The sequence below is a fragment of the Mycobacterium tuberculosis H37Rv genome, from assembly GCF_000195955.2.
GTDB lineage: Bacteria > Actinomycetota > Actinomycetes > Mycobacteriales > Mycobacteriaceae > Mycobacterium > Mycobacterium tuberculosis.
In genome coordinates this window covers 3,805,577-3,824,664 of sequence record NC_000962.3, presented here as the reverse complement: position 1 = coordinate 3,824,664, position 19,088 = coordinate 3,805,577, and the positions used below count along the sequence as shown (strand labels likewise).

The following is a 19,088-nucleotide window of genomic DNA, read 5'->3' as shown; positions in this document are numbered from 1 at the left end:
TATGCGTCGGCCCTGAAGTAGGGTGAGCTGGTGTTGGGGGCTCCGCTGATGGGCGCTGGGCAGGCTGGCGGGGGCGAGTCGTGACGATATTGATCCTGACCGACAACGTCCACGCCCATGCTCTGGCGGTCGATCTGCAGGCCAGGCATGGCGATATGGACGTCTATCAGTCCCCCATCGGCCAGCTGCCGGGTGTCCCGCGATGTGATGTCGCAGAGCGCGTCGCGGAAATCGTGGAGCGGTATGACCTCGTCCTTTCCTTCCACTGTAAACAGAGGTTTCCCGCCGCTTTGATCGATGGGGTCAGGTGTGTGAATGTTCATCCGGGTTTCAACCCCTACAACCGCGGCTGGTTTCCCCAGGTCTTCTCGATCATCGACGGGCAAAAAGTCGGCGTGACGATCCACGAGATCGACGATCAGTTGGACCATGGTCCGATCATCGCCCAGCGGGAATGCGCGATCGAGTCGTGGGATTCCTCGGGAAGTGTCTACGCCCGGCTGATGGACATCGAGCGTGAGTTGGTGCTGGAACATTTCGACGCCATCCGGGACGGCAGCTACACGGCTAAATCGCCGGCCACCGAGGGCAACCTCAACCTGAAAAAGGATTTCGAACAACTCCGGCGGCTAGACCTGAACGAGCGCGGAACGTTTGGGCATTTCCTGAATCGCCTGCGCGCGTTGACCCATGATGATTTCCGCAACGCTTGGTTCGTCGATGCGTCAGGCCGCAAGGTGTTTGTCCGCGTCGTGCTCGAACCGGAGAAGCCCGCGGAAGCCTAACCACCGCCTCGAGGTTATGTTAGCCTTCCCTTATTTGATGACTATGATCACTCCACCTACCTTCGACGTTGCGTTCATCGGCAGCGGGGCCGCGTGCTCTATGACTCTGCTGGAAATGGCCGATGCCCTGCTGAGCAGCCCCTCGGCATCGCCCAAGTTGCGCATCGCGGTGGTGGAGCGAGACGAGCAGTTCTGGTGCGGAATCCCCTATGGCCAACGCTCCAGCATCGGATCGCTGGCCATTCAGAAGCTCGACGATTTCGCCGACGAGCCGGAAAAGGCCGCCTACCGGATCTGGCTGGAGCAGAACAAGCAGCGCTGGCTGGCGTTCTTCCAGGCAGAGGGCGGTGCGGCCGCGGCCCGCTGGATCTGCGACAACCGCGACGCATTGGACGGCAACCAGTGGGGGGAGCTCTACCTGCCGCGGTTTCTCTTCGGTGTATTTCTGTCGGAGCAGATGATTGCCGCCATCGCCGCGCTCGGCGAGCGTGACCTGGCCGAAATCGTCACCATCCGCGCTGAGGCCATGAGCGCCCACTCCGCAGACGGCCACTACCGAATCGGCCTCCGCCCGTCTGGAAACGGTCCAACGGCAATTGCTGCAGGCAAAGTGGTTGTGGCCATTGGCAGCCCCCCGACCAAAGCCATCCTTGCGAGCGATTCCGAACCCGCATTCACCTATATCAACGATTTCTACTCCCCCGGCGGGGAGAGCAACGTTGCGCGACTGCGCGATTCGCTCGACCGCGTCGAGTCGTGGGAGAAGCGCAACGTACTGGTCGTGGGTTCCAACGCCACCTCGCTGGAAGCGCTCTACCTAATGCGTCACGACGCGCGCATCCGCGCACGCGTCCGGTCCATCACCGTCATCTCGCGCTCCGGCGTGCTGCCCTACATGATCTGCAATCAGCCGCCGGAGTTTGACTTCCCGCGGCTGCGCACGCTGCTCTGTACGGAAGCGATCGCCGCGGCGGATCTCATGTCCGCGATCCGCGACGATCTCGCGACGGCCGAAGAACGCTCGTTGAACCTGGCCGATTTGTACGACGCCGTTGCCGCCCTGTTTGGGCAGGCGCTGCACAAGATGGATCTCGTGCAGCAGGAAGAGTTCTTCTGCGTGCACGGCATGAACTTCACCAAGTTGGTGCGGCGTGCGGGACGCGATTGCCGCCAGGCATCCGAGGAGCTAGCCGCGGACGGCACGCTGAGCCTGCTCGCCGGCGAAGTACTGCGCGTGGATGCCTGCGCGTCCGGCCAGCCGTTCGCCACCATGACCTACCGAGCCGCGGGAGCCGAGCATACCCACCCCGTCCCCTTCGCTGCGGTGGTGAATTGTGGCGGTTTCGAGGAGCTGGACACGTGTTCCTCGCCGTTCCTGGTCAGCGCGATGCAGAACGGGCTGTGCCGCCCGAACCGCACCAACCGTGGCCTTCTGGTTAACGACGACTTCGAGGCCAGCCCAGGTTTTTGCGTCATCGGGCCCCTAGTCGGCGGCAATTTCACTCCCAAGATCCGTTTTTGGCACGTCGAGAGCGCACCGCGCGTCCGGTCGCTGGCGAAATCGCTGGCGGCCAGCCTGCTTGCTTCGCTCCAGCCCGTCGCACTGGCCCCATGCTGAACGCGCCGTGCCGGTCACCGAGCCGGGCTTGACAGGCTGCTTCAATGCGCCGCACCTTCCTCATCTGCCCCACGCGTACCGACCCGGACCGACTACGCGAGGCGGCCATATCGCTAGCCCTGTGGCGCCGGGACGAATGAGGCGGGTGAGACACCAGGGAACGTGCACCGTGCGTGCCGGGTCGCCCACGCGTGGACAGCCGGGGTCACTCCCCGGGGGTGACATTCTTAAGAGGTAAGGCTAACCTCAAGTTCGACATGATGCGGTTCTCGCGGTAACTGCTTCAGGCGCCGATGCCAACGATGGTGCGACGAAGTGCGCTGCGGAAACTGTCCCGACGCGCTGCAAACGGACCTTGAGCTCTGCATATATGAAGATCCGAACGTTATCCGGCTCGGTGCTGGAGCCGCCGTCCGCAGTACGCGCGACCCCAGGCACGTCCATGTTAAAACTCGAGCCGGGTGGCTCGACGATCCCCAAGATCCCCTTCATCCGCCCGAGCTTTCCCGGGCCAGCCGAGCTCGCCGAGGACTTCGTACAGATCGCCCAGGCTAACTGGTACACGAACTTCGGTCCGAACGAGCGGCGGTTTGCCCGCGCCCTGCGCGACTATCTGGGACCTCATCTGCACGTTGCTACCCTCGCCAACGGCACCCTGGCACTCCTCGCGGCGCTCCACGTCAGTTTCGGCGCCGGTACGCGGGACCGCTACCTGCTGATGCCGTCGTTCACGTTCGTCGGCGTGGCTCAGGCTGCGCTATGGACTGGGTACCGTCCCTGGTTCATCGACATCGACGCCAACACATGGCAGCCATGCGTCCACTCCGCCCGCGCCGTCATCGAACGCTTCCGCGACCGGATCGCCGGCATCCTGCTGGCCAATGTGTTCGGCGTCGGCAATCCCCAGATCAGCGTCTGGGAGGAGCTCGCCGCCGAATGGGAGCTACCGATTGTGCTCGACTCGGCGGCCGGCTTCGGCTCCACGTACGCCGACGGCGAGCGCCTCGGTGGACGCGGTGCATGCGAGATCTTCTCCTTCCATGCGACCAAGCCGTTCGCGGTTGGTGAGGGCGGCGCTCTGGTTTCTCGCGATCCACGGCTCGTCGAGCACGCATACAAGTTCCAGAACTTCGGCTTGGTGCAAACACGCGAGTCCATCCAGCTCGGAATGAACGGCAAGCTGTCGGAGATCAGCGCCGCTATTGGCCTACGCCAACTAGTCGGGCTTGATCGCCGCCTGGCAAGTCGCCGCAAGGTCCTCGAGTGCTATCGCACCGGTATGGCCGACGCGGGTGTGCGTTTCCAGGACAACGCCAATGTTGCGTCGCTCTGTTTCGCGAGCGCTTGCTGCACGTCCGCCGACCACAAGGCCGCGGTTCTGGGTAGCCTGCGTAGGCACGCGATCGAGGCGCGCGACTACTACAACCCACCGCAGCACCGACATCCGTACTTTGTGACGAATGCCGAGTTAGTCGAGTCGACCGATCTAGCCGTCACGGCGGACATTTGCTCGCGAATCGTGTCGCTGCCAGTCCACGACCACATGGCCCCGGATGACGTTGCCCGGGTCGTCGCCGCCGTGCAGGAAGCGGAGGTGCGCGGTGAATGAGACGTTCACCGGTGCCGCCCAGGTAGACGCAGACGCGTCCCCGCAAGCGGATGGTGCCCCCAGCGCGGCCCGCATCGTCACCGGGCTAAGCCGATTGCCCGGCTCCTTCTCGGGCCGCTACGCGGCCCGCATCGTCACCGGGCTCAGGCTGGATTGCCCGGCTCCTCCTCGGGCCGCTACGCGGCCCGCATCGTCACCGGGCTAAGCCGATTGCCCGGCTCCTCCTCGGGCCGCTACGCGGCCCGTATCGTCACCGGGCTAAAGCCCGGCGGTGCACTGGCTCGCGGCCTGGCGGCTGCGGTGGTGGCGGCAGCAGCGGCTTACGGGTGCGCACGGCGATGGTGGACGGTGTGTCCGTGTGCAGCGTCAGATCTTGGCCGGCGTGGCGCATGGTCAGCTGGGTGCCGGGACCGTCGCCAAGGATGAAGGTGACGTCGGTGTGGTTGGCGTCGACGATCAGCCGGAAGCCGCGCCATCGCAGCCGGAACCGCAGCCGCGAGATGCCGTCGGGCAGCTGCGGATCGATGGACAGGATGCCCTCGTCGTCGCGTAGGCCGCCGAAGCCTACGACCAGCGCCGTCCAGGCTCCGGCCAGCGAAGCCATGTGTAGGCCGTCACGGGTGTTGCGGTGCAGGTCGCGCAGGTCGATCAGGGCGGCTTCGTAGGCATAGTCGTGGGCCAACTCGAGATGGCCGACCTCGGCGCACATCACCGCCTGAGTGCAGGCCGACAACGACGAGTCGCGCACCATGCGCCGTTCGTAGTAGTCGACGTTGCGCGCCTTCTGCTCGGGCGTGAACGCGTGACTCTGCCACTGCATCGCCAGCACCAGGTCGGCCTGCTTGATCACCTGTGCGGGATACAAGCGCACGTAGGCCTCGTGCAGTAGCAACGGATAAGTGGTGTTGGCTTCGAAATCCCACTCCGCAAGGGTGGTGAACCCTTCACACTGCTGGTGGACACCGAGTTCCTCGTCGTAGGGAATGTTGGCGGCGTCGGCCGCGTCGCGCCAGGCGGCCATCTCCTCGGTGGTGACACCCATGGCCTCCGCCGCCTCGGGGTGGCGCAAGCAAGCATCGGCGGCGGTGTGCAGATTGTGCGCCGCCATCAGATTCGTGAACACGTTGTCGCGGACGACCGCCGTGTACTCGTCGGGACCGGTGACCCCGTCGAGGTGCCAGACGCCGTGGCGGTCGTGGTGCCCGAGCGAGAGCCACAGCCGGGCGGTCTCGATCAGCACCGCAAGGCCGCATTCCTCCTCCAGCGAACCGTCGCCGGTGACGATGCGGTACCGCTCGAACGCCATCGCGATGTCGGCGTTGATGTGCCAGGCCGCCGTGCCGGCCGGCCAGTAGGCCGAGGACTCCTGTCCGCGGATGGTCCGCCAGGGAAAGGCGGCACCTTCCAGGCCGAGCTCGGCCGCCCGCTCCTTGGCCAGGTCCAACGTCGACGCCCGCCACCGCAGCGCGTCGGCGACCGCATGCGGTGCGGTGTAGGTGAGCACCGGTAGCACGAAACCTTCGGTGTCCCAAAAGGCGTGGCCGTCATACCCGGTTCCGGTGAGCCCCTTGCTGGGGATCGCGCGGCGTTCGGCGCGCGCGCTGGCCTGCAACAGGTGAAATAACCCGAAACGCACCGCTTGCTGACATTCCGGGTCGCCCTCGACCTCCACGTCCGCGCTGTCCCAGAAGTCGTCGAGGTAGGCGCGTTGCGCGTCCAGCAGCCCCTGCCAGCCGCTGTAGCGGGCACCGTGCAGCGCGCCGGCGGCCTGGTCGCGCAGCGCCGGGCGGGAGCGCAGGCTGGACCAGCCATAGGCCAGGTATTTGACGATGCGCAGCTTCTGTCCCGGGCGCAGCCCGCAGATCACGGTGGTTCGGGCCAGGTCCGGGCGGGCGTCGGTGGTGATCTCGACCCGCCCGGGAACCTCGACCTCGTGTTCCATCCCTGCGGCCATCATCAGCGCGCTGGCTCGGGTGCGGTGCATGAGAAGTGCACCCCGCTCGGTGCGTTCGTGCTCGACGGCCTGTAGCGGCCTGTCCAGGATGGCCGACACCCGCGGGTCGGCCGAGGTCTCCGGTACGTCCTCGTTGGTGACGAGTTCGGACTGCACGGTCACGCGAACGAATTCCTCGATTGCCTCGACGACGTACTCGATCGCCGCGACGCTGCGGTGGGCCAGCGACACCAGCCGGGTGGACGTCACTTTGACTTGCTTGCCCGCCGGTGAGCGCCAGTGCGCGCGGCGGGTCAGCGTCCCGGCGCGCAGGTCGAGGATCCGTTCGTGGGAGATCAATTCGCCATACCGGACGTCGAACGGCTCGTCGCCGACCAACAGGCGAAAGATCTTGCCGTTGGTGACGTCGACAACGGTCTGGCCGGCCTCCGGATATCCATAACCGGCCTCGGCGTACGGCAGCGGCCGGATTTCGTAGAAAGAGTTCAGGTAGGTGCCCGGCAGTCCGAAGGGTTCGCCCTCGTCGAGGTTGCCGCGTAATCCAATGTGCCCGTTGGACAAGGCGAATAGGGATTCGGACTGGGCCAGCAGGTTCAGGTTGAGCTTGGTCTCGCGGACCTGCCACGGTTCGACGGGGAAGGCGTCCTCGGTGATCATCGCCCGATCATGCCCTACAGCAGCTCGGCGAGATCGGTTACCACCACGTCGGCGCCATGGCGGCGCAACTGGGCGGCCTGAGCCGCCCGGCCCGTTCGGTTGATGCCCACCACTACGGCGAAGTTGCCGGCGCGGCCGGCCGCCACCCCGGACAGGGCGTCCTCGAACACCGCCGCCGCGTCGGGGGTAACCCCCAACAGTTCTGCCGCGCGCAGGAAGGAGTCGGGGGCCGGCTTGCCGGCGATGTGCTCTTCGCGCAACGTCACGCCGTCCACCCGCTGCTGGACGAACCGGTCCAGACCGGTGGTCGCGAGCACGTCGCGGGTGTTGGCGCTCGAAGACACCACGGCCACACCGAGACCCGCGGCCGTGACCGCCTCCAGGTAGCGCCGCGACCCGTCGAACACCTGGGCCCCATCGTCGCGCAGCAGCTTGTGCAACATGTCGTTCTTGCGGTTGCCCAGGCCATACACCGTCTCGGCGGCGCCCGGGTCATCCGGGGAACCGTCGGGTATTTCGATGGCGCGGCTGCTCAGAAACGATCGAACGCCGTCTTCGCGTTTCTTGCCGTCCACATACGTGTGATAGTCCGCGGCAGGGTCGAAGGGAACGAATTTTTCGCCGGTGCGCTCGGCTCGCTCGGCTAGGTAGGCGTCAAACATGGCCTTCCACGCCTTGGTATGCAGGCTCGCGGTATCGGTGAGCACACCGTCGAGGTCGAACAGGCAAGCACGCACCTTCTCGGGCAGACCCAGCACGCGGGACCTCACTTCCGGATAGTTCGGGCGATACCAGTTCGCCATGCCTGGCGGCTCTGCCCGCGTACCAAGCCTACGAGTTAGGCCCGGCTATAGTGCCGGGGCCACCTACTTCAGCACCGCGCTGATGTAGCGGCGGTCGGCGAACCGAGTTATGTGGTCGTCCGCGAAGGGCGGCAGCCCTTGGGCCGCAAAGAGTTCCTTGCCGGTGCTGGTGGTGACCTGCCAGCCGGAGCCGGCGAGGTAGTCGGCCACGTCGTTGCGTTGATCGAAGTAGATCAGCTCGGTCAAGTCCAGATCAAAGCCGCGTTCCCGCCATGCCTCGGCCGCGGATTTCATGCGCATCTTCTTCTCATCTTCCTCGGCCAGGTCGAGCACCAGTGGGCTCTGGGTGGCCAACCGGCTGTCAGGGGCGCTGAGCGCGGTAATCGCATCGAGCAGGCGGTCCTGCCCCTGTGGGGGCAGGTAGCTCAGCAACCCCTCGGCGCTGAAGGCTGTCGGTCTGGCCGGGTCGAAGCCGGCGTTCTTCAGCGCCGTCGGCCAATCGTTTCGCAGATCGACGGCCACGGCGTGCCGTTCTGCGTTGGGTTCGGCGTTCAGATTGGCGAGGGCCCGTGTCTTGAACTTGATGACTGCGGGCTGGTCGATCTCGTAGACCACCGTGCCCGGGGGCCAGGGCAGTCGGTACGCGCGGGTGTCGAGCCCAGCCGCCAGAATCACTACCTGCCGAATACCCGCCGTGGTTGCGTCACCGAAAAAGTCATCGTAGAACTTGGTCCGAATCGCGATGTTGTCGATCATCCACCGACCCCCGGTGGCGTGGTCGCCGATGTCCTCAAGCCTCAACTCGCCGCTGGCCAGCCGGGTAAACAGGTCGATGCCGACGGCGCGCACCAGCGGCTCGGCGAATGGATCATTGATCAAAGGGTTTTCGGCCCTGCTAGCCAACGCCCGGGCGGTGGCGATCATTGTGGCGGTCGCCCCCACGCTGGAGGCCAGATCCCAAGTGTCATTGTCGGTACGCGTCATCCGTCCGCTCCTGCCAAGGTCCTTTTGATTAATAGTCTGACCAGCGATCTCCAATAGTGCCTCCGCCATTGCACATTGTGCACATTTTCGCGTATTGCTGGGCAACTTGCCCATGGGCCGTGCCATGAGCGAATGCTAGATTCACGCAATGCGCGGTACCGACGAAAAGTACGGACTGCCACCGCAACCCGACAGCGACCGTATGACCCGTCGCACGCTTCCCGTTTTGGGACTCGCACACGAACTCATCACACCGACGCTGCGCCAGATGGCTGACCGCCTCGATCCCCACATGCGGCCCGTCGTGTCCTACCACCTCGGCTGGTCTGATGAACGCGGCCGTCCAGTGAACAACAACTGCGGCAAGGCAATCCGTCCTGCTTTGGTGTTTGTCGCCGCCGAAGCCGCCGGCGCCGACCCCCACTCGGCGATTCCCGGAGCCGTCTCGGTTGAACTGGTGCACAACTTCTCGCTCGTCCATGACGACCTCATGGACCGCGACGAGCACCGTCGGCACCGGCCGACGGTGTGGGCACTGTGGGGCGATGCGATGGCGCTATTGGCCGGTGATGCGATGCTGTCGCTGGCGCACGAGGTCCTGCTGGATTGCGATTCACCACACGTCGGTGCGGCGCTGCGCGCGATTTCGGAAGCCACCCGTGAGTTGATCCGTGGGCAGGCCGCCGACACCGCGTTCGAAAGCCGAACCGACGTCGCACTCGATGAGTGTCTCAAGATGGCTGAAGGCAAGACCGCAGCACTGATGGCAGCCAGCGCCGAGGTCGGCGCGTTACTCGCTGGCGCACCGCGTTCGGTGCGAGAAGCGTTGGTTGCCTACGGTCGTCACATTGGACTTGCCTTCCAATTGGTCGACGACCTGCTCGGCATTTGGGGCCGTCCTGAGATCACCGGCAAGCCGGTGTACTCGGACCTTCGCTCCCGCAAGAAAACTCTGCCCGTTACCTGGACCGTGGCGCACGGCGGTTCGGCCGGCCGCCGCCTCGCAGCGTGGCTGGTGGACGAGACGGGCAGCCAGACAGCGTCCGATGATGAGCTCGCAGCGGTCGCAGAACTGATCGAGTGCGGTGGGGGGCGCAGGTGGGCAAGCGCGGAGGCCCGCCGACACGTAACGCAAGGCATCGACATGGTGGCGCGCATCGGCATTCCCGATCGCCCGGCCGCTGAGCTTCAGGATTTGGCTCACTACATCGTCGATCGTCAGGCGTGACTGACCAACACCGTAGTTGGAGGACGGCATGACCGAGATCGAACAGGCGTATCGAATCACCGAGTCGATCACGCGCACGGCCGCCAGAAACTTCTACTACGGCATCCGACTCTTGCCGCGCGAAAAGCGAGCGGCACTATCTGCGGTCTATGCGCTCGGCCGCCGGATCGACGACGTCGCCGACGGCGAGCTGGCCCCCGAGACCAAGATCACCGAGCTCGATGCCATCAGGAAATCACTTGATAATATTGATGATTCATCCGATCCGGTGCTGGTTGCGCTGGCTGACGCGGCTCGCCGGTTTCCGGTGCCGATCGCGATGTTCGCAGAGTTGATTGACGGCGCCCGTATGGAAATCGACTGGACTGGTTGCCGCGATTTCGACGAGCTGATCGTCTACTGCCGCCGGGGGGCCGGCACGATCGGAAAGCTTTGTCTTTCCATCTTTGGACCCGTCAGCACGGCGACGTCGCGATACGCCGAGCAGTTGGGAATCGCTCTGCAGCAAACCAATATTCTGCGCGACGTTCGAGAGGACTTTTTGAATGGACGGATCTACCTGCCGCGCGACGAGCTGGACCGATTAGGCGTACGCCTCCGCCTGGACGACACCGGGGCACTCGATGACCCCGACGGACGGCTCGCGGCACTGCTGCGGTTCAGTGCCGACCGCGCCGCAGACTGGTATTCGCTGGGACTGCGGCTGATTCCACACCTCGACCGCCGCAGCGCTGCCTGCTGTGCGGCCATGTCTGGCATCTACCGCCGTCAGCTCGCCTTGATCAGAGCATCGCCGGCGGTCGTCTACGATCGGCGAATCTCTCTGTCGGGACTGAAGAAGGCCCAAGTGGCGGCGGCAGCACTGGCCTCTTCGGTAACCTGCGGACCGGCCCATGGACCGCTACCGGCCGACCTCGGGAGTCACCCCAGCCACTAGACTGACTGGCCGTGGTGCAGCCTGCTGACATCGACGTGCCTGAGACACCGGCTCGACCGGTGTTGGTGGTCGACTTCGGTGCCCAATATGCCCAGTTGATTGCCCGTCGGGTTCGAGAAGCACGGGTTTTCTCCGAGGTGATTCCGCACACCGCCTCGATCGAGGAGATCAGGGCCCGTCAGCCGGTGGCGCTCGTGCTTTCCGGTGGACCGGCCAGTGTCTACGCCGACGGCGCTCCGAAACTCGATCCGGCGCTACTGGACCTCGGTGTACCGGTTCTTGGCATCTGCTACGGGTTTCAGGCCATGGCGCAGGCGCTCGGGGGGATCGTCGCCCACACCGGCACTCGCGAATACGGTCGGACTGAACTGAAAGTCCTTGGTGGCAAACTGCATTCGGATCTTCCCGAGGTTCAGCCGGTATGGATGAGTCACGGTGACGCGGTCACGGCCGCGCCGGACGGATTCGACGTGGTGGCTAGCAGCGCCGGTGCCCCGGTGGCCGCCTTCGAGGCCTTCGACCGGCGCCTGGCCGGGGTGCAGTATCACCCGGAGGTGATGCACACCCCACACGGGCAACAGGTGCTCAGCCGGTTTTTGCACGACTTCGCCGGGCTCGGCGCCCAGTGGACGCCCGCCAACATCGCCAACGCGCTGATCGAGCAGGTGCGCACCCAGATCGGCGACGGCCACGCCATCTGCGGGCTATCCGGCGGCGTGGATTCCGCGGTGGCCGCGGCCCTGGTGCAGCGGGCCATCGGCGACCGGTTGACCTGTGTCTTCGTCGACCACGGGCTGTTGCGCGCCGGTGAGCGGGCGCAGGTGCAACGCGATTTCGTGGCCGCCACCGGCGCCAACCTGGTCACCGTCGACGCGGCCGAGACCTTCCTCGAGGCGCTGTCGGGCGTGAGCGCCCCCGAGGGCAAACGCAAGATCATCGGCCGTCAGTTCATCCGCGCGTTCGAGGGCGCGGTGCGGGATGTGCTGGACGGTAAGACTGCTGAGTTCCTGGTGCAGGGCACGCTGTATCCGGATGTGGTGGAGTCCGGCGGGGGCAGCGGCACCGCGAACATCAAGAGCCACCACAATGTCGGCGGCCTGCCCGACGACCTGAAGTTCACCCTCGTTGAGCCGCTGCGGCTGCTGTTCAAAGACGAGGTGCGCGCGGTCGGGCGGGAGTTGGGTCTGCCGGAGGAGATCGTGGCGCGCCAGCCGTTTCCGGGACCGGGGTTGGGTATTCGGATCGTCGGGGAGGTCACCGCCAAGCGGTTGGATACGCTGCGGCACGCCGATTCGATCGTGCGTGAGGAGCTGACCGCGGCGGGCCTGGACAACCAGATCTGGCAGTGTCCGGTGGTGCTGTTGGCCGATGTCCGCTCGGTGGGTGTGCAGGGTGACGGTCGCACCTATGGCCACCCGATTGTGCTGCGTCCGGTGTCGAGTGAAGACGCGATGACCGCCGACTGGACCCGGGTGCCCTACGAGGTGCTCGAGCGCATCTCGACCCGGATCACCAACGAGGTCGCCGAGGTCAACCGCGTGGTGCTGGACATCACCAGCAAGCCGCCCGCCACCATCGAGTGGGAGTAGCGGCGGCCAGCATTAGCCAGGCCCGGCTTTTGTCACAGGCGACACATTGGTATCTGTCGGGATGAATACGCGTTGTGCCCGCCGGCCCAGAGATTGCTGTGACTAACTAATGTGACCAACCCGGCTCGGGTGGCCAGCGGAGCGCCCTTGATCAGCTAGTTCACGAATTCACGCCTGCCATGGGCAATGGTGGTTGCGTTCCAGTCCCCGCCGGCCTCCTCGACGAGTCGGCGGGCGACATCGAGATCGCCGTTGCCGGCGACCAGGATTAAGGTGTGGTCGGCTGTGGTGACAGATCCGCCCCGTAATCGGTGGTGTGCAGCCAAATCAGATGCGAAGGCATCGCGGAAGCGGGCGATGCCGATGTCGGGCACGGTGATGAGGATCGCGTCCGCCTCGGGTGCATTCTGCGGCAAGTAGTCGAAGGTCAGCACCGCTTCTTGGTTGAACTGGCGGTGCAGTGCCTCGGCGGCGTTGTGCAATGTGGGCGCGTCGACAACGCACAGATGAAATTCACGGGAGCGCTCGTAGCCGATCTGCTGGCGCTCATTCGACCAGAACACGCCGTCGACCAGGGTCGATCCGGTCACCACCGTGCCGGTTAGTGCGATAGTCGCAACGGCCGGTAGCTCGAACCCATCGGTGGTGTTGTCGGTGGCGAAGAGCTCTGCCGGCCGGCAGGCAGGCCCGCCACCGGTGGCCGGTGGGGCCGTCCCTGGGCCTAACAGGCCGCAAAACAGCAGGGCAGCCGCCAGTACCGAGGTGGTTTTACGCGATTGCACAAGGCAGCCTCTCATGACCTTGACGGACTCCAAGGACGGGTGTTTACTGACTTCGAACATATTTTCGAACAGGAGGCTGGTCATGACTGCGGCCTTCGCCTCCGACCAACGCCTTGAAAATGGTGCTGAGCAGCTCGAATCACTACGACGGCAGATGGCTTTGCTGTCCGAGAAGGTGTCCGGGGGGCCCAGCCGTTCGGGCGACCTGGTGCCGGCGGGACCGGTGTCGTTGCCCCCGGGGACGGTGGGAGTGCTGTCGGGTGCGCGGTCACTGCTGCTGAGCATGGTGGCATCGGTGACGGCGGCCGGGGGAAACGCGGCCATCGTTGGCCAGCCGGATATCGGGTTGCTGGCCGCGGTGGAGATGGGGGCGGATCTGAGCCGGCTCGCGGTGATACCAGATCCCGGGACCGATCCGGTTGAGGTGGCCGCTGTGCTGATCGACGGCATGGATCTGGTGGTGCTCGGTCTGGGAGGGCGCCGGGTGACGCGGGCGCGGGCGCGGGCAGTGGTGGCCCGTGCCCGTCAAAAAGGCTGCACCCTGCTGGTCACCGACGGCGACTGGCAAGGCGTGTCGACGCGGCTTGCGGCCCGGGTCTGCGGCTATGAGATCACCCCGGCCCTCAGGGGCGTGCCCACCCCGGGGTTGGGGCGGATCAGTGGGGTGCGGCTGCAGATCAACGGGCGTGGACGGTGATGGCCTCCGCTCGCGTGCTGGCGATCTGGTGTATGGACTGGCCCGCGGTCGCGGCGGCCGCGGCCGCGGGCCTATCCGCGACGGCCCCGGTCGCGGTCACGTTGGCAAACCGGGTGATCGCCTGCTCGGCGACCGCGCGGGCGGCCGGGGTGCGCCGAGGGTTGCGGCGTCGGGAGGCGGCGGCGCGGTGTCCGCAACTGTTTATAGCGACTGCCGACGCCGACCGCGACGCCCGGCTCTTCGAAGGGGTGATCGCGGCGGTAGACGATCTGGTGCCCCGCGCCGAGCTGCTGCGGCCCGGGCTCCTGGTGTTGCCGGTGCGCGGGCCGGCCCGTTTTTTCGGGTCCGAGCAGATGGCGGCCGAGCGGCTGATCGACGCGGTGGCCGCGGCCGGCGCGGAGTGTCAGGTCGGAATCGCCGACCGGTTGTCTACCGCGGTTTTCGCCGCGCGTGCTGGCCGCATCGTGGAGCCGGGAGGCGATGCGCGGTTTCTGTCGCTGCTGTCGATCCGCCAACTTGCCACCGAGCCGAGCCTGTCCGGGCCGGGCCGGGACGACCTGACGGATCTGTTGTGGAGGATGGGGATTCGCACCATCGGACAGTTCGCCGCGCTGTCTCGTACCGACGTGGCGTCCAGGTTCGGTGCCGACGCGGTGGCCGCGCACCGGTTCGCCCGCGGCGAACCGGAACGGGCGCCCTGCGGGCGGGAGCCGCCGCCGGATCTGGCCGCCGAGCTGGCATGCGATCCGCCGATCGACCGGGTCGACGCCGCGGCGTTCGCCGGGCGCTCGCTGGCCGCCGAGCTGCATCGGGCGCTGATGGCCGCCGGAGTGGGCTGCACCCGGCTGGCCATTCATGCCGTCACCGCCAACGGCGAAGAGCGCAGCCGGGTGTGGCGGTGCGCCGAGCCGCTGACCGAGGACGCCACCGCCGACCGGGTGCGCTGGCAACTGGACGGGTGGTTGAACAACCGGAATGCTCGTGACCGGCCCACCGCGGCGGTGACTCTGCTGCGGCTGCAGGCGGTGGAGACGGTGTCCGCATCGGAAGGCTTGCAGTTGCCGCTATGGGGCGGGCTCGGTGAACAGGACAGGCTTCGGGCCCGTCGGGCGCTGGTGCGGGTGCAGGGCTTGCTCGGTCCGGAGGCCGTGCGGGTGCCGGTGCTATCCGGCGGACACGGCCCGGCCGAACGCATCACGTTGACCGTGCTGGGCCTAGTAGCCCCTGAGCCGGTGCCGCAGGCCGACCCCGGTCAGCCGTGGCCCGGCAGGTTGCCCGACCCGTCGCCGGCGGTGCTGTTCGACGATCCGGTGGACTTGCTTGACGCCCAAGGAAACCCGATACGGGTGACCAGCCGGGGGATGTTCTCCGCGGACCCGGCGCGGCTGAGGGTTCGTGGCCGAGACGATCGGCTGCGCTGGTGGGCCGGACCGTGGCCGGACGACGAGCGGTGGTGGGATCCGGATCGGGCGAGTGGCCGCACCGCGCGCGCTCAGGTATTGCTGGACGGCGATCCCGGCACCGCGTTGCTGCTGTGCTACCGGCAGCGGCGGTGGTATCTGGAGGGAAGCTACGAATGACTTGCGCCGAACGTGACGTCAGGGCGAGAATTTCGGGAAAATCCCGCCGTCAGTTCACGTTCGGCGCGCGAATCGTCCGATCCGTTCGACGAACCGGTCGAAGAACACCGCCGGATCGACGCTCATGCCGATCCGCGCGTTGGGATTTCGCTTCCCGGACCAGTCGGTGACCGTCGCCCCCGTCGGGTCGACATCCACCGTCGCGGTCCGGGTCGTCAGGAGTTCCGGGTCCATTGCGACCGCGGCGGCCAGCGGGTCGTGCATATATGCCAGGTACCCATGTCCGCGCGCCTCATGAGACTCGAAGTAGAACCGCAGCGCGTCCTCGATCACCCGCATCACCGGAGACGAGCCGCAGACGGACGCCAGCCGGGCGAGAATGTCCGGTGTCATCGCGACCCGCCGGGTGAGATCCAAACCGCACACGATCGGCAGTTGTCGTTGTCCGGCCCACGCGGTGAACACCTCGCTGGCCGCCTCGGGATCCACCCGGATGTTCCATTCGGTGATCGGCTGGCCGTCGAACATGCCGCCCATGATCACCAGCCGGCGCAGCAGCCTCGGCAGCGCGGGTTCGGCGCGCAGCGCCAGCGCCAGGTTGGTCAGCGGGCCGGTGACCAGACCGATCAGGTCGCCGGCGTGGGAGTGCGCCGCCGCGATCCAGGCCGTCGTGGCGTCATAATCGGTGAGCCGGCGATTGCTGGCCGGCAGCTCGGCATAGCCTATCCCCTTGGGGCCGTGAAACTTTGGGTGATCGGGCCACCGGCCGCCGAGCGGCTCATCGGCGCCTTTGGACACGGGGATGTCTGCGGCACCGCACAATTCGAGCAAGCTCAGGTTGTTCGCGCACACTTGACCTACCGCGATGTTTCCGCCGGTCGAGGCGATGCCGACCAGATCGGCGTCGGGACTGGCCAGCAGATAGATCACGGCCAGCGCGTCGTCGATGCCGGTGTCGACGTCGGCGAATACGACGCTCACCGCGACGACGATACGCTATCCCAATGCCCGACGAGCTGAAGCCGCACTTCGCCAACGTGCAGGCGCACTACGACCTGTCCGACGACTTCTTCCGGCTGTTCCTCGATCCCACTCAGACCTACAGCTGCGCCTACTTCGAGCGCGACGACATGACGCTGCAAGAGGCGCAGATCGCCAAGATCGATCTCGCGCTGGGCAAACTCGGATTGCAGCCGGGCATGACACTGTTGGACGTCGGCTGCGGCTGGGGCGCCACCATGATGCGCGCGGTGGAAAAATACGACGTCAACGTCGTCGGTCTGACCCTGAGCAAAAACCAGGCCAACCACGTTCAGCAGCTGGTCGCCAACTCCGAAAATCTACGCTCCAAACGCGTTCTGCTGGCCGGCTGGGAACAGTTTGACGAGCCCGTCGACCGCATCGTCAGCATCGGTGCTTTCGAACATTTCGGTCACGAGCGCTACGACGCGTTCTTCAGCCTGGCGCATCGCCTGCTGCCCGCTGACGGGGTCATGCTGCTGCACACCATCACCGGGTTGCATCCGAAAGAGATCCACGAACGCGGCCTGCCCATGTCGTTCACCTTCGCTCGTTTCCTGAAATTCATTGTGACCGAGATCTTTCCGGGTGGGCGGCTGCCCTCGATACCGATGGTGCAGGAGTGTGCCAGCGCAAACGGCTTCACCGTCACCAGAGTTCAATCGTTGCAGCCGCACTATGCGAAAACCCTCGACCTCTGGTCCGCGGCGTTGCAGGCCAACAAGGGCCAGGCCATCGCGCTGCAATCCGAGGAAGTCTACGAGCGGTATATGAAGTACCTCACCGGCTGCGCCGAGATGTTTCGCATCGGATACATCGACGTCAACCAGTTCACCTGCCAGAAGTGACTACCAATGCACACCGGGCACCAGTCGCCCCAAGCGCCTGAGCGGCCTCGGGACTCCCGCGCGGGCGGATCGCCGGGGACGCCGCGGCGCCGGTGGGCGGTCCGCGTCTGGACGCGAAATCCCCTGCGCTGCAGCTGAATCGGGATAGCCCAGATAGAGCTGGTGCAGAATTCGGCGCGACAGCCGTGGCGCGACGTAGTTGCCGGCTTCGGCGAGCGTACCCAACGGAGTGTCGATGCGCGCCGGCTTTTCCACGAGTCCGCGGATCACCATCGCCGCCGCGCGTTCGGCGCTGATCGCGCGCACCGGGTTGAGCCGCCGCGACGGCACGATCATCGGGGTGGCCACCAGCGGCATATGGATGTTGGTGAACGTGATGTGGTCGGACAGCGTCTCGGAGGCGACCACGTCGGCGAACGCGTCCAGCGCGGCCTTGGTGGGCAGATACGAGCTGTACTTGGGATTGCGGGCCTGCACGCCGGCGCTGGAGACGTTGACGACGTGGCCGAACCGGCGCTCGCGCCAATGCGGCAGCAGCGCCAGCACCATGCGCACCGCGCCGAAGTAGTTGACCGCCATCACCCGCTCGTAGTCGTGCAGCCGGTCGGTGGAGTTGACCACCGAGCGGCGTATCGACCGGCCGGCGTTGTTCACCAGGTAGTCCACGTGGTCGAAACGGCCCAGGATGTCCTTGACGGTGTGCTCCACCGACGCGGAATCGGTGACGTCGCAGGTGAATGCGTGCGCCTGACCGCCATGGGCGCGGATCTCGGTGACCAGCTCATCTAGCGCGTTGCCGTTGCGGGCCAGCGCGAATACCGTCGCACCCCGTTTGGCGACGGCGATCGCCGATGCCCTCCCGATGCCGCTGGACGCACCGGTGATGATGACGTGGCGGCCCAGCAGCGGATCGTTGCGACGCGCGCGGTCGGGGTCGAGGTGCTCGGCCCAATACCGCCACAGCCCGGGCGCGTAGGTGGCGAATTCGGGGACGTGAATGCCGGTGCCGCGCAACGCTTCCCGGGTTGTGTCGGACGTGAACGTGGGCGCGCAGCCGACGACGTCGAAAATCTCGGCGGGAATTCCCAGTTGGGTGGCCGCCATGTTGCGCAGCACCTTGGCGCGGCCGCGCGCGTTGAGCACCGGTGCGGCCACAAAGCCGGGCAGCGTCCCGAGTAGCGGGGGCAGTCCGGCCGCGCCGGCGATCCCGCGGTAGATGCCGCGCAGTCCGATTGCTGTCGGCGCGGTCAAATGAAACGTCTGCCCATCCCGGCCGTCGGCGTGCATGAGCGCCACCAGCGCGTCGGCCACATAGTCGACCGGCACGATGTTGGTGCGCCCAATGTCCGGCAGCAGCATCGGGGTGAACGACGGCAACACCGCCAGCTTGGCCAGCACCCCGAACAAGTAGTAGGGTCCGTCGATCGTGTCCATCTCGCCGGTGCGCGAATCACCCACCACCACCGCCGGGCGGTAGATGCGATAGCGCAGGCCGGGCGTGGAGCGCACCAGCCGTTCGGCCTCGAATGTCATCCGATGATACGGGGTCGGTAGGCGCTGGCCGACGTCGAAGTCGGCCTCGGTGTAGTGGCCGGCGAAGTCTCCGGCCACCGCGATCGACGACACGTGATGAAACGTGGCGTCAAGGCGTGCCGCCAGCTCGATGACGGCGCGGGTGGCGTCGGCCCAGGTGGTGTCGTGTACCGCCGCACAGTGCAGCACATGGTCGATATCGCCTAGCTCGGCGATGGTCCGCTCGGACAGTTCGAGCTCCGTGAGATCACCGACCAGCGGTCTTACCCGGTCACCCCACTGGCCGGCGAGGCGCTCGAAGCGGCTTAACGACTGGCGGCGAACCAGCGCCCACAGCCGTGCCTCGGGTCGGCCGTCCAGGAGACGGGATACCACGTGGCGCCCGATAAACCCGGTACCGCCGGTAACGACGTACCGCATGCGGTCAATCGTGGCGGTCAGCGGCGGTAAGCGTCAACCGCGCG

Annotated in this window: 15 protein-coding genes; 9 read left to right on the top strand and 6 right to left on the bottom strand. The window is 66.1% G+C overall.

Annotated features, from left to right (window positions below; all coding sequences use genetic code 11):
* Positions 1–80 precede the first annotated feature (80 nt).
* The 3 genes from Rv3404c (at position 81) to Rv3402c (ending at position 4,012) form a co-directional block, all read left to right on the top strand.
* On the top strand, positions 81–785 hold the full coding sequence (locus Rv3404c) for a hypothetical protein (RefSeq protein ID NP_217921.1): 705 nt from the start codon (positions 81–83) through the stop codon (positions 783–785).
* Positions 786–801: 16 nt separating this feature from the next.
* Positions 802–2,403 carry a hypothetical protein gene (locus Rv3403c; RefSeq protein NP_217920.1) on the top strand — a complete coding sequence of 534 codons (1,602 nt, stop codon included), beginning with the start codon at positions 802–804 and terminating at the stop codon, positions 2,401–2,403.
* A gap of 370 nt (positions 2,404–2,773) precedes the next feature.
* Complete coding sequence (locus tag Rv3402c) at positions 2,774–4,012, top strand: hypothetical protein (protein NP_217919.1); 1,239 nt, start codon at positions 2,774–2,776, stop codon at positions 4,010–4,012.
* 250 nt (positions 4,013–4,262) lie between these two features.
* Here the strand turns inward: Rv3402c and Rv3401 are convergent, their stop codons facing one another.
* From Rv3401 to Rv3399, 3 genes are all read right to left on the bottom strand, one after another.
* A complete protein-coding gene (locus Rv3401) occupies positions 4,263–6,623 on the bottom strand; it encodes a glycosyl hydrolase (protein ID NP_217918.1) in 2,361 nt (786 codons plus the stop codon).
* A 14-nt stretch (positions 6,624–6,637) separates the two neighbouring features.
* On the bottom strand, positions 6,638–7,426 hold the full coding sequence (locus tag Rv3400; RefSeq protein NP_217917.1) for a hydrolase: 789 nt from the start codon (positions 7,424–7,426) through the stop codon (positions 6,638–6,640).
* Positions 7,427–7,489: 63 nt separating this feature from the next.
* The gene (locus Rv3399; RefSeq protein NP_217916.1) at positions 7,490–8,536 is read right to left on the bottom strand and encodes an S-adenosylmethionine-dependent methyltransferase; all 1,047 of its coding nucleotides are present in this window, start codon (positions 8,534–8,536) and stop codon (positions 7,490–7,492) included.
* 22 nt (positions 8,537–8,558) lie between these two features.
* On the opposite strand from Rv3399, the gene idsA1 reads away from it, so the two are divergent.
* The 3 genes from idsA1 to guaA are packed head-to-tail and all read left to right on the top strand — an operon-like array spanning position 8,559 to position 12,164.
* Positions 8,559–9,638: a multifunctional dimethylallyltransferase/geranyltranstransferase/farnesyltranstransferase gene (gene idsA1, locus Rv3398c; RefSeq protein ID YP_177970.1), complete on the top strand. Its 1,080-nt coding sequence runs from the start codon at positions 8,559–8,561 to the stop codon at positions 9,636–9,638.
* A gap of 28 nt (positions 9,639–9,666) precedes the next feature.
* Positions 9,667–10,575 carry a phytoene synthase gene (gene phyA / locus Rv3397c; protein NP_217914.1) on the top strand — a complete coding sequence of 303 codons (909 nt, stop codon included), beginning with the start codon at positions 9,667–9,669 and terminating at the stop codon, positions 10,573–10,575.
* 11 nt (positions 10,576–10,586) lie between these two features.
* Positions 10,587–12,164, top strand: a complete 1,578-nt coding sequence (gene guaA / locus Rv3396c) for a GMP synthase (protein ID NP_217913.1) — start codon at positions 10,587–10,589, stop codon at positions 12,162–12,164.
* Between the two features lie 155 nt (positions 12,165–12,319).
* Here the strand turns inward: guaA and Rv3395A are convergent, their stop codons facing one another.
* Positions 12,320–12,946, bottom strand: coding sequence for a membrane protein (locus tag Rv3395A; protein YP_177969.1), 627 nt, complete (start codon positions 12,944–12,946; stop codon positions 12,320–12,322).
* A gap of 82 nt (positions 12,947–13,028) precedes the next feature.
* On the opposite strand from Rv3395A, the gene Rv3395c reads away from it, so the two are divergent.
* Positions 13,029–13,643, top strand: coding sequence for a hypothetical protein (locus Rv3395c; protein ID NP_217912.2), 615 nt, complete (start codon positions 13,029–13,031; stop codon positions 13,641–13,643).
* A complete protein-coding gene (locus tag Rv3394c; protein NP_217911.1) occupies positions 13,640–15,223 on the top strand; it encodes a hypothetical protein in 1,584 nt (527 codons plus the stop codon). The genes Rv3395c and Rv3394c overlap by 4 nt, the downstream gene beginning before the upstream one ends.
* 54 nt (positions 15,224–15,277) lie before the next feature.
* Here Rv3394c and iunH read toward each other — a convergent pair whose 3' ends face one another.
* Entirely contained in the window at positions 15,278–16,204 is a 927-nt protein-coding gene (gene iunH / locus Rv3393) for a nucleoside hydrolase (protein NP_217910.1), read from the bottom strand.
* A gap of 23 nt (positions 16,205–16,227) precedes the next feature.
* On the opposite strand from iunH, the gene cmaA1 reads away from it, so the two are divergent.
* Positions 16,228–17,091 (top strand): cyclopropane mycolic acid synthase CmaA, encoded by an 864-nt coding sequence (cmaA1, locus tag Rv3392c; protein NP_217909.1) that lies wholly within the window; start codon positions 16,228–16,230, stop codon positions 17,089–17,091.
* On the opposite strand, the gene acrA1 is transcribed toward cmaA1, so the two are convergent.
* Positions 17,092–19,044, bottom strand: coding sequence for an acyl-CoA-reductase AcrA (gene acrA1 / locus Rv3391; protein ID NP_217908.1), 1,953 nt, complete (start codon positions 19,042–19,044; stop codon positions 17,092–17,094).
* Positions 19,045–19,088: the final 44 nt, after the last annotated feature.

Excerpts from the sequence above, each read along its gene's own strand:
- acrA1 (NP_217908.1), bottom strand. The coding sequence starts at position 19,044 with ATGCGGTACGTCGTTACCGGCGGTACCGGGTTTATCGGGCGCCACGTG.
- cmaA1 (NP_217909.1), top strand. The coding sequence starts at position 16,228 with ATGCCCGACGAGCTGAAGCCGCACTTCGCCAACGTGCAGGCGCACTAC.
- Rv3402c (NP_217919.1), top strand. The coding sequence starts at position 2,774 with ATGAAGATCCGAACGTTATCCGGCTCGGTGCTGGAGCCGCCGTCCGCA.
- idsA1 (YP_177970.1), top strand. The coding sequence starts at position 8,559 with ATGCGCGGTACCGACGAAAAGTACGGACTGCCACCGCAACCCGACAGC.
- Rv3401 (NP_217918.1), bottom strand. The coding sequence starts at position 6,623 with ATGATCACCGAGGACGCCTTCCCCGTCGAACCGTGGCAGGTCCGCGAG.
- Rv3399 (NP_217916.1), bottom strand. The coding sequence starts at position 8,536 with ATGGCACGGCCCATGGGCAAGTTGCCCAGCAATACGCGAAAATGTGCA.
- Rv3395c (NP_217912.2), top strand. The coding sequence starts at position 13,029 with ATGACTGCGGCCTTCGCCTCCGACCAACGCCTTGAAAATGGTGCTGAG.
- phyA (NP_217914.1), top strand. The coding sequence starts at position 9,667 with ATGACCGAGATCGAACAGGCGTATCGAATCACCGAGTCGATCACGCGC.
- Rv3403c (NP_217920.1), top strand. The coding sequence starts at position 802 with ATGTTAGCCTTCCCTTATTTGATGACTATGATCACTCCACCTACCTTC.
- Rv3400 (NP_217917.1), bottom strand. The coding sequence starts at position 7,426 with ATGGCGAACTGGTATCGCCCGAACTATCCGGAAGTGAGGTCCCGCGTG.